The organism is Mangrovivirga halotolerans, assembly GCF_026241165.1.
Classification (GTDB): Bacteria; Bacteroidota; Bacteroidia; order Cytophagales; family Cyclobacteriaceae; genus Mangrovivirga; species Mangrovivirga halotolerans.
The window spans coordinates 79,839-94,229 of the sequence record NZ_JAPFQN010000013.1 but is presented as its reverse complement, the minus strand read 5'-3'; the positions used below and the strand labels follow the sequence as shown (position 1 = coordinate 94,229).

Here is a 14,391-nt window from a genome sequence, read left to right as displayed (position 1 = left end):
TTCATGTATACCAATCTGTTAACCATGAAAAAAACTGCTATCCTTCTCATTCTTTTAATCGTTAATTTAATTCAGGTCAGATCACAGGACTGGGCGATTGAACAACTAGAAAATTCTCCTCGTCACCAGGAAAATATAACAGTTTCCTATGGAGATGAATCAATATCATGCTTCCTCGTTTACCCTGAAGTATCAGAAAAAGTACCCGTAATTATCTTGATCCATGAAAACAGGGGATTAAATGACTGGGCCAGAAGTATGGCAGACCAGGTAGCTGCAATGGGATACATTGTTATTGCTCCTGATTTTTTATCTGGCAAAGCTCCCAATGGTGGTAATACACCGGATTTCGAGAACAGTGATGCAGCAAGATCAGCAATATATGAGCTAAGCCCTCAAATGATAACGAATAACCTCAAAGCAGTAGTTTCATATGCTAAAAATTTACCTGCCGGTAACAGTGAAGTGGCAGTAATGGGATTTTGCTGGGGTGGATCACAAACGTTCAGATTTGCTACCAATACTGATGAAGTTGAGGCCTTCTTTGTATTTTATGGATCAGGCCCTAAAGATCCAGAAGATTACAAAGATATATCCGCTCCCGTTTATGGTTTTTATGGTGGGAATGATAATCGGGTCAATTCAACTATCGATATGTCAAAAGAAATTATGAATGAATATAATAAGACTTATAAACCTGAAATTTATAAGGGTGCAGGGCACGGGTTTATGCGGGCGGGTCAGGCACCAGATGCTTCAGAAGAAAATGCGCAAGCCAGAAAAGAAGCAATCTCCAGGTTGAAAAAACTATTGGCAGAATTGTAAGTTTAATATTAATATTCAATTTTAGTTAGAATTATACTTTCTCAATGAATAAAAAGAACATCTTCATACTACTTTTAGCTTCTTTTTTGATTTCATGTCAAAATACCAATGAGCATAAAAATAAACAGATTAAAAATAGTGAACTGGTAGATCTTACTCCTCCGATGCCTACACCAGAAGGAATGGCATGGGTTCCTGCTAAAAAATTCACTCAAGGAGCTCTCCCAGCTGATGAATTTGCTATCGACCATGAGAAACCTGCTCATGAAGTGTATGTAGATGGGTTTTTCATTGACATCCATGAGGTGACCAATAAACAATTCAAAAAATTCGTTGAGGAAACCGGTTACATAACTGTTGCTGAAAGACCCATAGATTGGGAAGAAATGAAAAAACAACTTCCACCCGGCACTCCAAAACCAGCTGACTCAATGTTAGCGCCAGGATCATTGATCTTTAATAAAAAAGTCGAAGAAGTTCAAAACATGAATAATTACTATCAATGGTGGGAATGGAAAAAAGGGGCAAACTGGAAACAGCCCTATGGTCCGGGAAGTAATATTGATGGGAAGGACAACTACCCTGTAGTCCATATTGCCTTTGAAGATGCTCAGGCTTATTGTAGATGGGCTAATCGACGATTACCTACTGAATCAGAATGGGAAGCTGCTGCAAAAGGCACTTTGACAATGTGTACTTACACCTGGGGTAATGACGATAATAAAATCAATGCTATGGCTAACACATGGCAGGGAATATTCCCAACTAAAAATGAGTCTGAAGATGGCTTTAAATATATCTCACCTGTAAAATCCTATCCTCCAAATTCGGCCGGAATATATGATATGGCCGGTAATGTTTGGGAGTGGACTAGCGATTGGTATAACAGGGATTATTATAAAACTATTAATACTTCTTCCCCATTGAGTAACCCATCCGGTGCAGATGAATATTTTGATCCGGACAGACCCTACGAACCGGTCAAAGTAATTAAAGGTGGTTCTTTTTTATGTCATGCCTCATATTGTGCCAGTTACAGAATTTCTGCAAGAATGCCATCCAGCATTGATACCGGATCTGACCACCTGGGCTTTCGGACAGTAGCAACTCCGGATATGCTAAAATAATTACTCTCCTTTTGTTCCTTTTGTTCTTTTGTGGGGAGTAATTTCAGTTTCTTTTGAAGAATGCTGAGCTTTTTCTTGGGGATAAAAATTAACATCTCTTTGTGGAAATGGAATTGTAACACCTTCTTCCTTGAGCTTTTGAAAAATAGCAAATCTCAAGTCCGTTTTTACTGACAAAACTTCATCATAATTTTTGATAAAAGCTCGGACTTCAAAATTAAGAGAACTATCCCCAAAATCACTCCAATAAATTGTTACCGGAGGAACTTTTAAAACAGAAGGATGGTTCATTGCCACGTCTGTAAGTATATTTTTTACTTTTTCCGGATCTGAACTATAAGCAACTCCCACAGGAACAATTACTCTTCCTCTTCTATTATTAAAAAACCAGTTAGTTAATGAATTTGAAATCAATTCTGAATTAGGAATAATTATGGTTGACTGATCAAAGGTTTGTATATGAGTGGCTCTGGCCCCAATGTGCTTCACATATCCTTCTCCGGAGTTTACTACTACCCAATCTCCTATTTTAATAGGACGCTCAAACAATAAAATCAACCCGGAAACAAAGTTGCTTACTATACTTTGAAGTCCAAAACCAATACCAACAGACAATGCACCTGCAATTATTGCTATTTTAGAAAAGTCTATACCTATAGTAGCCAAAGATAAAATTATTGCTAATAAGATTCCAAAATAATTTGAAAGGGTCATCATTGAATTCTTCAATCCGGGATCGAAGTGAGCCGGGCCCAATATTCTTTTATTGAATAAACTGCTAATCCACCGGGTAACTATTATAACAATTAAAAATACTATAAATCCATAAATTAGATTTGATATAGAAAATGATACTGCCCCAATATTAATATTAGAATCAAAGAATGAATAAATACGTTTGATATCCAATCTATCAAATCCAAGCAAAATTAGTAATACAGGAAATAATACAAATGGTAATGAAAGATCAACAATTACCTTTATCCAGAACTCAGCTGAACTTTCTGTTTCATCACTCTCTTCTGATTCATATTTTGATTTATAAGAAGCACCAAAAGCTTGCAAGCTTGCGATTCCCCAGATTAGCAATTCCCTGAGAGAAATATAAAAAACCAATAAAAAAGATAACAGAATGAACCTGATCACTAAAAATTCGGAAAGCCTGATATACCCTAGAAAAATTGCGGCTATTAGAATAAGCCCAATAAGCCTGAAAACTTTTCTAATTATCTCATATCTTAACTTCAGTTTCTTTTCCTGAGGATTTTTATCACCTTCTTCTGAAGAAACAATGGTGTTTATCCAAATGTTTTTTTTCGTAAGCCATAAAACCAAAACAAGGACAATAAAACTAAAGACACCTGAGATCAATTGTATTAAATCTATTCCCCCTTCTAATGTTAATTCAATACCGGTAACGGGTACACGCTCAAGGATATATAATACAAAAATTAAGGATAATACTTTAACGATCTTTTTTGCATAACTATCATTACAGTTAATAATCCTCCATTTACCTGTATTTGGAGAAAAAGCAGATTTAATATATTTAATGAAAAATACTGTAATTGTAATTCCAAAAAGCAGCCTAATGAAAAATAGGTTATTATGATCATTGATCAGACCAAATTCTTTCCCAACCCGATAAATAATAAAACTTGCTAAACTAAAAAGTATTAAATCTGAAAAGCTCTTTAAAGCTGCCCGTCTTCTTTTATCGATGGCGGTATAATTACCATCGTTATAAAAATAATTATCAATACCTTGCCATATACTGTTTTTATAAATCAGGTAAAAAATAACAACCAGAAACATAAACACTACACTAATAGTCAATATAGTCGCTTTATAGCTGTTCTCTTCTACTAATTTATTCTTCCACTTTATAAAATATATTTCTACCTCTGCCCAGAAAGCAGGGATTTCATCAATTGCTGATTCCCATAACGAAGGTGATAAAATAGAATAATGTCGATTGCTGATTTCATAGAGGAATAGTGAACGTTTCTTTTTAGATATTTCGACTATCAGTTCATCAATACGAGGTTTTATTAAATTTATTGATTGTTTCAATCCCTCGGCTTTAGCCAGGTTTTCTTCAATATTTGACCTCAGATCTGAAATCACCTTTGTTTCAGGGGTTTCTCCTTCCTTTGGCTCTGGGCCTAACTCTTTCAATCTGTCTGAATAAGTTTTCTGAATTTCTTTTGCCTTTTCAGCATATTCATCGAGCTGCTCATTAAAATTAATTAGCTTTTCAGAATAATGATCCAGGCTATCTGAAGAATCAGAATATTCTTCTATGTTATTTTCAAGATAATTGATTTGTTCTGTCCCTTTTTCTACCTTTTCTGACAGACTTTTAAGTTGATCTTTCTCCTGAGAAATACCATTAAAATATATTGAAATAATTAAAAATAGAAGAAGTAAATCAAGTCCCGAATTTTCTTTACTAATACTTAACTGATCTTTCACGGCAGAATAAGTTGGCTTTTAATTTTAAGATAATAATTAAAATGAACTATAAATAAAAAATCCTATAATAGTATATACCCACGTCTTCAAATAAAACCGATTCTAATAGTTTGAACATTATCAGAATGAGGAATTTGTTTTTTGACTAACCAGTTTATCATTTAATAAAAACCTTCTCATTATCTCATTAAATTTCATTGGCTTATCAATATTACAAATGTGGCCAGCTCCTTCAATTATTTTCAGCCTGGTATATCTCTGCTTTTCATTAAATTCTCTTGCCGCTGATAAGAAAACAAAATCATCTGCCCCCATAATAATAAGTGTGGGAAAATGTATTTGCTGACTGCTAAACTTTCTAAGTGTATAAAAAAAAGAGGAATATAGCCCCAGCCATTTCATATATTCTTCAGAACCAATTTTAGTAGCTTGAATTTTATAAATTCTTCGGGATCTTTGATGTTCTTTCTTAGGCATTAACAGATAAGAAAATAAGCTGTACATCTGACTATAAGATAGAAAAAAGTTAAAAAACCTCGCCAGGTGTACAAAAGTTTTTATTAATAAATTGCCCTTAAAAATAGCTCCTGCCAATACTGCTCCACATACCAACTCAGGACGTCTCATGCTCAAATCCTGCATTAAAACACTTCCAAAAGACAAGGTAACAAAATAGGCTTTCTCTATGTCTAAAAAATCAATCACCTTTAGAATATCAGTGGTGATCAACTGAAATTCATAGACTTCTTTATCTGGCAAAATGTTTTTACTTTTTCCGTGATCTCTGAGATCTATGGCTAACAAATTAAAATGAGAACTCATTTCCTCCCATTGATAGTTCCAAGTATCAAGGCTACCTCCTGCTCCATGTATAAAGACAATCCATTTTAAACTATTTGGATTTATCTCTGTTTTAAAGTGTAACATATTCATAAAACATATTGGCTGTTATAAAGTTTATAAGACATGGAAATTGTAAGAATGATTATTGATTTCGGACTATTTATACTCATTTGGCTAACCCAGATCATAGTATATCCAGGTTTCCGGTACATGAGTCAAAGTGAGGTGAGTACCTGGCATAAGAGATATGTCGCAAGAATTACTGCACTGGTAGCCCCTTTAATGATTACTCAATTGGGAATCATTATTTATTTTTTTATCAAAGATCCGGGAATAATCAATTTTATCTGTCTGGCAATCGTTTTACTTGTTTGGGCAAACACATTCTTTTCGGCAGTTCCACTCCATAATAAAATGACTGAATCAGGAGATGTTAAAATCATTAGTGCAAAGCTTATAAAGGTCAATATCATACGAACATTTGGCTGGACTTTAATCTGGATATTAGGCGTGGTTAACTACCTGGTGTTTTAGAAAAAATATTTCTTCCCCCCGGGGGAAATTATTTTGAACGTATGTAGAGAGTTTTAACTAATTAAAAAATTAACAGGCATTCTCTTTAAACATAATTAGTAATAAAAACTTTAAAATAGGTTTTCACCTTTTGGAATAAAAAGCTACTTGTTGTACAAATATACTTTTTGTCAAATCAACATTATAGAATTCTTGAATCTTGGTATATTAATATTATTCATTATTTAAATCTGGTCTGATTGGAAGTACCATATTTATTTATTGTTCGAAAACTGTTAAAACATTACTCCTCCTAAACATATACCCTGTAAGCGAGTTCTTTTACTATTAATAAAATTGATTTTATTGTTGACACAAATAATATAATGATATCTATGTTTTAATAATATTTTGAACCTGAAAACTATAGATTTTACAAATGATTATAACAATTAATTCTCATAGCATTTAGCTTCACCCAATTCAAAAGCCAATTTGATTTTAACCATTTTTCAAAGTTATATAACTATAAATACAAATTTCATCTTTGTCATTACATGTCAATACTTCCCGGTAAAATTAACCGGGTTTACTTTTAAACTCTTTTGATGATTAATAAAAAACGAAGTGAAGATTGATATGAAGAAAAAGTTATTTTTCGCTATATGGCTGACTTTTTTACTTTCAGTCATAGCAATTATTTTTTATCGACAGGAATATAGATTCCTGATGCCAACACCTAAACCTGCAGATCTAAAAGAAATTAACCAAGGTGATTCTGTAAGTCTTGAAAAAGCATATTCAAGCCAAAGAGTTTATTTCCATTTTTATAATAGTGAATGCCCCTGCTCAAGATTTAACATCAAAGATTTCAAACGAATTGTTGGTAAAAATGCTGATTCTGTGAAATTCATTGCTGTAATAGAAGAAAAGCAAGCTGATAAATTAGAGGAATTTAGAGAAAAGTATGATCTCGGAATTGAGACAGTTATCGATAAAGGAGGTAAAATAGCTAAAGAACTTGGCGTTTATAGTACTCCACAAGCGGTAATTATTGAAAATGGAAAGGTTTTTTATAAAGGCAATTACAATAAGGCTCGTTTTTGCACATCTAAAAATACGCGCTTTGCAGAACTTGCCCTGGAAGCGCTTTTGGAAAATAAAAACCCACCCTCATTTCCTGAATTAGCTTATATCACTTATGGCTGTGAGCTACCTTCTAACCAATAAAAACAAATAAATATGCAATCTAAATATCTACCATTTTTTGAAAAAATATATAAGCAATCTGATAAGGTCCTGGAATCTTTACTCATTGGTTATTTTATTTTTGGAATTGGTCTCTCATTTATTTATGATACTTTTCTTGTTGGATTTGGCGTAGGTCTGATCAACTTGATGATGTATTACAGTGCCAAAATATTTTTTAAGGACTCAAGACTGAACCAGTATATTGGTAGCCTCGTGGCCGGAATTTTTATGGCTCAATTTATTTACCAGATGCACGGTTTGTTTGAAATGCATTTTACTGCATTTATAGCTATTATTGTTTTGATAGCTTACCAAAACAAATATGCTTTCATCCCCCAGTTTTTATTCGTAGTAATCCACCATTCTTCCTTTGCTTACATTCAGTATCTGGGAAGTACCGAAAATATTGAATCTTATAAACAAATCTATTTTACTCAGCTGGATTACATGGACTTTCAGACATTTTTATTCCACGCAGGCTTGTATGCTGTAGGGATAATTATTGCTTCTATATATGCACATAACCAGGAACAAAGTACCAAAGAAAGTGCTGATAATATCATGGAGCTTCGAAAAAAGGATGAAAGTGTCCAGCGCAGTATAGATTTTGCAAATGAAATAGCAAAAGGAAACATAGATATTGAATTCAAAAATGATGAAGATGATGTCCTCGCTACAGCTCTTCAGAACATGAGGAATAATATTAGCGAAAGTTCAAAAAGAGAAAGGCAAGAAAAGTTTATTACTGAAGGTATAGCTAAAGTGAGTGATATCGTCCGTTCAAAAATTAATAATCTTGAAGAACTCTCTGATTTGATCGTATCATTTATGGTCAATTACATGGATGCCAATCAGGCTGCCTTATTTATTCTTGATTCAGAAACTGAAGAAGATCTGGAAATGACGGGCTGTTATGCTTACGACAGGAAAAAATTTATTGATAAAAGGATTAAAGTTGGTGAAGGCCTTGTTGGTCAATGCTTTCTCGAAAGAGAGAAAATCCATCTGAAAGAAATTCCTGAAAACTATATTAAGATTACCTCCGGACTTGGATCATCTGAACCTCGCGAAATTATTATAATTCCTATAAAAACTGACCAGGAAATAGTGGGTATCCTGGAAATAGCTACGCTGAAAAAATTTGAATCAAAGCATCACAAATTTTTGGATCGTGTGAGCGAAACAATTGCTTCTTCAATCAGCACTTCTCAATTAACAAATAAAACAAATGAACTGCTTCAGGTGTCTCAGCAGCAAACTGAAGAAATGCGTGCCCAGGAAGAAGAAATGAGACAAAATATGGAAGAACTGCAGGCGACCCAGGAGGAAATGAGAAGAAAATCTACATTAGCTGAAGAACAGCTCATCGCCATTAGTAACAGTAATATTGGTATGATCGAATTTGCAACTGATGGGACTATTCTTAATGCCAATGATGCTTTTTGCAAACTAATGAAATACAACCCAAGCGAAATCGAAGGGCAACACCATAAGATTTTTGTGGATGAGGCCTTAAGAACTTCAATGGAGTACAAACAATTCTGGTCTGATCTTGGTAATGGAATTACTAAAAGCGGCGAATTTAAAAGAATTGACAAATTCGGAAATGAAGTAATTCTTTACGGAGCGTATACCTTAGTTCAGAACGAACTTGGTCAAGCTGAAAAAGTAATGAAATTTGCCTTTGATCTGACATCCTATATTGAAACAAACAAAAATTCAAATGGGAAAGATCTGAATGGAGAAATTAATAAAGTAAAATCATCAGAATCTTAACCGCTTTATTATTGAATTAAATACGTGTTCATATAAATAAATGGTAGATTTTATTAACTTAATAAGCTAGCTGCCATAAAAAAAGAACACGAAATGCATATAATAAAAAAGACAACAAGGAAAGTACTCTTAGGCGGGGTACTTTTTCTTATTCCTTTGACTGTGATGCTCATTATAGTTGGCAAAATAGTAGCTTTATTAAATCCTCTAGCAGCATGGTTTGCTTCCATTACTGGTATTGATACCATGTTCGGTGCCGCCATTGCAGCAACACTTTCTCTGGTCATAATCATTTTAATAATATCATACCTTGCAGGTTATTTAATAAAAGTCGGATTACTTAAAAGCTGGGGATCGGGGATAGAAGACTTTTTATTCAGGGTATTTCCTTTTTTACAAATTCTTAAATTCAAATTTATTTCCGAGGACGATTCAGTAGAAGAACCATGGAAGGCTATTTTACTCAAAGAAGATAATTTTTATCGTATAGCCTTTATTACTGACGATACCGATCAAAATTTTTATTCAGTTTTTGTCCCAGATGCTCCTCGAATGGATGCCGGAGAACTCAGGTTTTTTGCAAAAAAAGGATTTGAAATAAATCCTATCTCAATGAAAAGTGCTCTTGACGGACTTAGTACTTTTGGTAAAAAAATGCCGGATATAAAACTTAAGAATGTTGAATAAAATCAATGCTACTGAACATTAAACTTCATATCCTTAAAATCTATATCACCTGAATTAACGGCTATCTTCAATTGGTTTAGACCTTTATTCAATTCAATCTCATCTAATTTATAAATTTGGAATTGATCAGATTGTTCAACTTCTAAAGTCTCTTTTAACTGATCATTAAGATAAACATTGACAACTGAACCCTCACTAACTGACCTCAGGGAAAGTATCAAGTTATAATTCTGTTTCTCCTCTTCTTCAATAGAATACAGAAGCCACTCCTCTTCAACAAAATCTCCTACATACAATTCCCCTTCCTGTGTTTTAAATATATCTACACCATCGTTTCTATAAAGCCTGCTTTTGTTCCATGGTTGTCGCTCACCTCCCGTAGAAACGTGATAGTTTGCGTAATCCACATCATAATAAGCTTTATTAATTGGACCAAGATCATAATTCACAGCTTTGATAATATTTTTTCCAGTAAGGTGATCCCTGAATGAAAGAGTACTATCTGTTTTTACTTGCCTGAACATAGCATCCAAAACATCATAGTGAACTATATTATTTTTAATCTTAGTATTTTCAGCCAACTGCATGAAAGCTTTGATCGCTTCATCCCTCGAAGGTTTTTCTGCTTCATCTTTCCAGTAATTTATGATATTCAGATACCCTTCATTCATCTTTATTTCTAACGGATTGTTACTTCCCAGTTTTTTTAGTGGCCACCAGCACCAGCCAATCTGGTTTTCTTCCATCAGCTTAATCGCATCCCGAAACCAGACATTAGAATTCTCTCCGGATTCTCCCAGCCAAACCGGAACATTATACTGATCTCTTATTTCTAAAAAAGCTTCTATATCTTTTGTCCGGTTATAATTCCAGTACTTATGAAAACTTACGACCATATTTTTATCCCAGGGAGGAAGGATACCTGTATAGTTATTTCCCCATCCATTTCCTTCAATAAAAATTATGTGATTTTGATCCACTTCTCTGATCACTTTAGTAATCTCTATCATCAATTTTCTGATCGGAGCATTATTTTTTTCATCAATACCATGTTTATGACCTTCCTCACTAAAACGCCAGTTGGGTTCATTAATCAGGTCATAACCTCCTATCCAGGGTTGGTCTTTATATCTTTTTGCCAGCTCCTCCCATAAAGCAATCAGCTTTTCCTGATTAGCCTTGCTTTCCCATAATGACGGTTTTGAGGGATCCCGATCTGATATATTGAGGTCATGCCCCTGCCCTCCCGGGGCTGCATGCATATCTAAGATGAGATACATTTCATTGTCCGTACACCATTTTAATAAAGAATCTGTTAATGCAAAGCCCGTTTCACGCCACGTATTTTCACCTTTTACAGGCTCATCTTCTATAGGCAAGGTGTACAAGTTATAATGCATGGGTAGCCTGACAGAATTAAAGCCCCATTTTTTCAGTGAATCAATATCTGGTTTTTGCACATGATTTGACAACCACCTTTTATAAAATTCTTCAGTTGCTTCCTCTCCGATCAATTCTTCAACATGATTTCTGAAAACATATTGTTGACCGGAAAAAGGAACCTTCAACATATAACCTTCCTGTAGCATATAGCCTCCAAGACCAATTCCTCTAAGAATAATCTTTTCCCCGTTTTTATCGATTATGTATTTCCCTTCAGTATGTAAAAAATCCTGTGCGCTTATCAGATTAGTAATCAGCAGGAATAAAAATATAATGCTCCTCATAATATAGTGGCTTTTAGAATACTGTCTGGTTAAAATTAGTTTATTATCCTTGATCCGCAGCAAGGCTTTTATATCAAACTAGGTTATAAATACCCCCCTATTGTAAACCAAGATGATAAAAGTCAGTTTGCCCACTAATATCTGACTTAACAGGATCGATTAAGTAGAGCTAATTTGAGTGAAATCCAAATAAAGATCAGAAACACATGCTCACAGATATAGAAATTGCACAAAATTGTCAGTTAAAACACATTGATGAAATAGCGTCAGGTCTGGGACTTGAAAGAGATGACCTGGAACATTATGGTAAATTCAAAGCTAAACTCCCTTTAGAACATAACAATAAAGATAAAATCAATCGCAGTAATCTTATCCTGGTTACTGCTATAACCCCTACACCTGCTGGTGAGGGAAAAACCACCACATCGATTGGATTGGCAGACGGACTTTCCAGGATTGGCAAAAAAACAACTGTAGTATTGAGAGAACCATCATTAGGCCCTGTGTTTGGTATCAAAGGTGGTGCTGCAGGCGGCGGATATTCACAGGTAGTACCTATGGAGGATATAAACCTTCACTTTACTGGTGATTTTTCTGCAATAGAAAAAGCAAATAATCTGCTTGCCGCTTTAATTGATAATAATATACAGAGCTCAACCCGTAGTTTGGGTATCGATCCACGTACTGTGCTCTGGAAGCGCAGCATGGATATGAACGACCGCGCTTTGCGAAAGATGGTTACGGCCTTAGGAGGAAAATCCGGAGGAATTCCTATGGAAACAGGCTTTAATATTACTGCCGCATCAGAAGTGATGGCTATTTTATGTATCAGCAAGGATTTTGAAGACTTAAAGGAGCGCCTTGGAAATATCTATGTTGGAGATACCTTTGATCATACACCTGTTTTTGCACGTGATCTGAATGCCGAGGGAGCCATGGCAGCGCTATTAAAAGATGCAATCAAACCAAACCTGGTACAAACACTGGAAGGTACACCAGCCATAATCCATGGCGGGCCATTTGCCAATATCGCCCAGGGTACAAACAGTATAATTGCAACGAAAATGGCCATGTCATTATCCGATTACGTTGTGACAGAAGCGGGTTTCGGAGCTGATCTTGGTGCAGAAAAGTTTTTTAATATCAAATGCCGACATGCCGGTATTTCCCCAAAAGCTGTGGTCATCGTGGCAACTATCAGGGCATTAAAATATCACGGAGGTAAGCCCTTAGCTGATTTGAAGGAAGAAGATCTGGAAGCAGTAGTTAAAGGAAAAGAAAATCTGAGAAAACACGTGGAAAATATCACCCGATTCGGGCTGCCTGCAGTAGTTTGTATCAACAGGTTTGAATCTGATACTGATGCAGAAATATCTATCCTTAAAAAAGCTTGTGCAGATTGTAATGTTCCTTTTGTAGAAAGTAATGGCTTTACAAAAGGTAGCGAAGGAACTTTAGATCTGGCAGAAGAAGTGGTAAAAGCTACGGCAAAGTGTGAATCAACCTTTGTTCCTACCTATGACCTGGAAGATTCACCAAGAGAAAAAATCGAAAAAGTTTGCCAGACTGTCTACGGAGCTAAATATGTAATCCTTTCTAATAAAGCTAAAAGACAATTACACAGATTCGAGGAGCTGGGATTTAGCAGATTACCCATCTGTATTGCAAAAACACAGAAATCACTTTCTGACGATGAAAAATTATTAGGCAGACCAAAGAACTTTGATATAAACATCCGGGAATTTGAGATCGCTGCCGGCGCAGGATTTTTGATACCAATAGCAGGAAATATATTGAGGATGCCCGGACTTCCCCCCACACCTGCTGCTGAGGGTATTGATATCAATAATGAAGGGGTGATATCAGGACTATCATAACATGGAATGGTTTGATTTAATTAATAGATAAAGAGGCTATCGAAGGGTAGTCTCTTTTTTTGATCCAAAAAATAAGAAGGGCAATTTACAGTTTCCCTTTTTTATTAATCATGTACAAATCTGAATCATTCAATATTTAGATCTATATTGTTTGCTTTGAATTAATAAAAAAGGAAGGCAAATTAATTTGCCTTCCTTATAAAATAGCTCTAGATCCACGTAAACTTTTATTCTAAACTATTTATCCACTCTCTGATCAATGCTACACCTTCTTCATCGATCAAAGTTCTGCCAAGTTCAGGCATCATTACTTCAGTTTTTGTAGAATTCATCCTGAAATGTAAAATAGATGCATCTGCATTTCCTTTGACTATGACATAATCTAAACCACCTGAACCAGCTCCGGCTGCTACTGGTGTTTTATTGAATCCAAGGCTTAAGGAATCAGTATTATAATAATTCAGGAACAAGCCAGAGTTATATGCTGAACCATTTCTCTGATGACAATGAGCGCAATTCACCTCAAGGTAAACTCTTGCTCTGTCATTCAGGCTTTTCGATTCATCAGTATAATCGGCCCAGGTGGGTATCTCTTTATGATTTGGTTGTTCTAAGATTCCAGCTTCTATCCATTTTGTCAACTGGTTTTCAACTCCATCAGAATAGGAGTAATTTTTATTCAGGTTTTGGACAACAGGCCCTATTGGTTTTTCGTCATTCCCTCTTGCATGGCAGTTCTTACATTGATTTTTATTTGGAATCACATAATCAACTGTATAAGATTGGCCGTTGGCTACAAATGAAAGTGTTTTAGTATTCCCTATGATATTTCTGTAAGCTTCTGTTTGTTCATCATTCCATTCATACACCTCCAGATTCCATCCATTATTTTGATGAAGTAATAACCGGGTTTCGATTATAAAATCTTCGCCTGATTCCAGAGTATAATAAAAATTCTTAACCAGGATAGTGCCTTTTGGAAAAGACAACACATCTGTGGTATCATAGGATACAAAGTTCCCTTTTGGAACATAAACAAACCTCAATTTCGAGGCATGATCAGTAAATAAAGGAGAATTAAGATCATAAGGAAGAACTCCCTCAGCCGGCTGGAGGTCGGCCAGGGATCCTTCAAACAGTCTATAGTCACTTAGTTTTTCAAAAACCTGGGATTCAGGAAACAGAGGCCCGGTAGGTGAAGTTGCGGATTCGTCTTCACTACAGCCTGCACTAAATATCCCCAATAAAATCAATACACTCAACAATCGAATCATCATCACACACTATTTG

At 35.1% G+C, this 14,391-nt stretch carries 11 protein-coding genes; 7 read left to right on the top strand and 4 right to left on the bottom strand.

Features of this window, described 5'->3' with window-relative positions; all coding sequences use genetic code 11:
* Positions 1-24 precede the first annotated feature (24 nt).
* Together OO013_RS19370 and OO013_RS19365 are read left to right on the top strand one after the other, a co-directional pair.
* Positions 25-825: a dienelactone hydrolase family protein gene (locus OO013_RS19370; RefSeq protein WP_266058720.1), complete on the top strand. Its 801-nt coding sequence runs from the start codon at positions 25-27 to the stop codon at positions 823-825.
* Positions 826-869: 44 nt separating this feature from the next.
* Positions 870-1,952, top strand: a complete 1,083-nt coding sequence (locus tag OO013_RS19365) for a formylglycine-generating enzyme family protein (protein WP_266058718.1) — start codon at positions 870-872, stop codon at positions 1,950-1,952.
* Here the strand turns inward: OO013_RS19365 and OO013_RS19360 are convergent, their stop codons facing one another.
* Positions 1,953-4,427, bottom strand: a complete 2,475-nt coding sequence (locus tag OO013_RS19360; protein ID WP_266058717.1) for a DUF3772 domain-containing protein — start codon at positions 4,425-4,427, stop codon at positions 1,953-1,955.
* 120 nt (positions 4,428-4,547) lie between these two features.
* Positions 4,548-5,360, bottom strand: a complete 813-nt coding sequence (locus OO013_RS19355) for an alpha/beta fold hydrolase (RefSeq protein WP_266058716.1) — start codon at positions 5,358-5,360, stop codon at positions 4,548-4,550.
* A gap of 33 nt (positions 5,361-5,393) precedes the next feature.
* On the opposite strand from OO013_RS19355, the gene OO013_RS19350 reads away from it, so the two are divergent.
* The 4 genes from OO013_RS19350 (at position 5,394) to OO013_RS19335 (ending at position 9,497) form a co-directional block, all read left to right on the top strand.
* Positions 5,394-5,804 carry a hypothetical protein gene (locus OO013_RS19350; protein WP_266058714.1) on the top strand — a complete coding sequence of 137 codons (411 nt, stop codon included), beginning with the start codon at positions 5,394-5,396 and terminating at the stop codon, positions 5,802-5,804.
* A gap of 618 nt (positions 5,805-6,422) precedes the next feature.
* Positions 6,423-7,013 (top strand): TlpA family protein disulfide reductase, encoded by a 591-nt coding sequence (locus OO013_RS19345; protein ID WP_266058713.1) that lies wholly within the window; start codon positions 6,423-6,425, stop codon positions 7,011-7,013.
* Positions 7,014-7,025: 12 nt separating this feature from the next.
* Positions 7,026-8,810 carry a GAF domain-containing protein gene (locus tag OO013_RS19340; protein ID WP_266058712.1) on the top strand — a complete coding sequence of 595 codons (1,785 nt, stop codon included), beginning with the start codon at positions 7,026-7,028 and terminating at the stop codon, positions 8,808-8,810.
* Positions 8,811-8,903: 93 nt separating this feature from the next.
* Entirely contained in the window at positions 8,904-9,497 is a 594-nt protein-coding gene (locus tag OO013_RS19335) for a hypothetical protein (RefSeq protein WP_266058711.1), read from the top strand.
* An 8-nt stretch (positions 9,498-9,505) separates the two neighbouring features.
* Here OO013_RS19335 and OO013_RS19330 read toward each other — a convergent pair whose 3' ends face one another.
* The gene (locus OO013_RS19330) at positions 9,506-11,224 is read right to left on the bottom strand and encodes a cellulase family glycosylhydrolase (RefSeq protein WP_266058710.1); all 1,719 of its coding nucleotides are present in this window, start codon (positions 11,222-11,224) and stop codon (positions 9,506-9,508) included.
* Between the two features lie 206 nt (positions 11,225-11,430).
* On the opposite strand from OO013_RS19330, the gene OO013_RS19325 reads away from it, so the two are divergent.
* Complete coding sequence (locus OO013_RS19325; RefSeq protein WP_266058709.1) at positions 11,431-13,101, top strand: formate--tetrahydrofolate ligase; 1,671 nt, start codon at positions 11,431-11,433, stop codon at positions 13,099-13,101.
* Between the two features lie 227 nt (positions 13,102-13,328).
* Here OO013_RS19325 and OO013_RS19320 read toward each other — a convergent pair whose 3' ends face one another.
* On the bottom strand, positions 13,329-14,378 hold the full coding sequence (locus OO013_RS19320) for an SO2930 family diheme c-type cytochrome (protein ID WP_266058707.1): 1,050 nt from the start codon (positions 14,376-14,378) through the stop codon (positions 13,329-13,331).
* Between the last annotated feature and the right edge of the window lie 13 nt (positions 14,379-14,391).

Coding starts and splice junctions, on each gene's coding strand:
- OO013_RS19370 (WP_266058720.1), top strand. CDS start 25: ATGAAAAAAACTGCTATCCTTCTCATTCTTTTAATCGTTAATTTAATT.
- OO013_RS19355 (WP_266058716.1), bottom strand. CDS start 5,360: ATGAATATGTTACACTTTAAAACAGAGATAAATCCAAATAGTTTAAAA.
- OO013_RS19330 (WP_266058710.1), bottom strand. CDS start 11,224: ATGAGGAGCATTATATTTTTATTCCTGCTGATTACTAATCTGATAAGC.
- OO013_RS19335 (WP_266058711.1), top strand. CDS start 8,904: ATGCATATAATAAAAAAGACAACAAGGAAAGTACTCTTAGGCGGGGTA.
- OO013_RS19350 (WP_266058714.1), top strand. CDS start 5,394: ATGGAAATTGTAAGAATGATTATTGATTTCGGACTATTTATACTCATT.
- OO013_RS19320 (WP_266058707.1), bottom strand. CDS start 14,378: ATGATGATTCGATTGTTGAGTGTATTGATTTTATTGGGGATATTTAGT.
- OO013_RS19365 (WP_266058718.1), top strand. CDS start 870: ATGAATAAAAAGAACATCTTCATACTACTTTTAGCTTCTTTTTTGATT.
- OO013_RS19345 (WP_266058713.1), top strand. CDS start 6,423: ATGAAGAAAAAGTTATTTTTCGCTATATGGCTGACTTTTTTACTTTCA.
- OO013_RS19340 (WP_266058712.1), top strand. CDS start 7,026: ATGCAATCTAAATATCTACCATTTTTTGAAAAAATATATAAGCAATCT.
- OO013_RS19325 (WP_266058709.1), top strand. CDS start 11,431: ATGCTCACAGATATAGAAATTGCACAAAATTGTCAGTTAAAACACATT.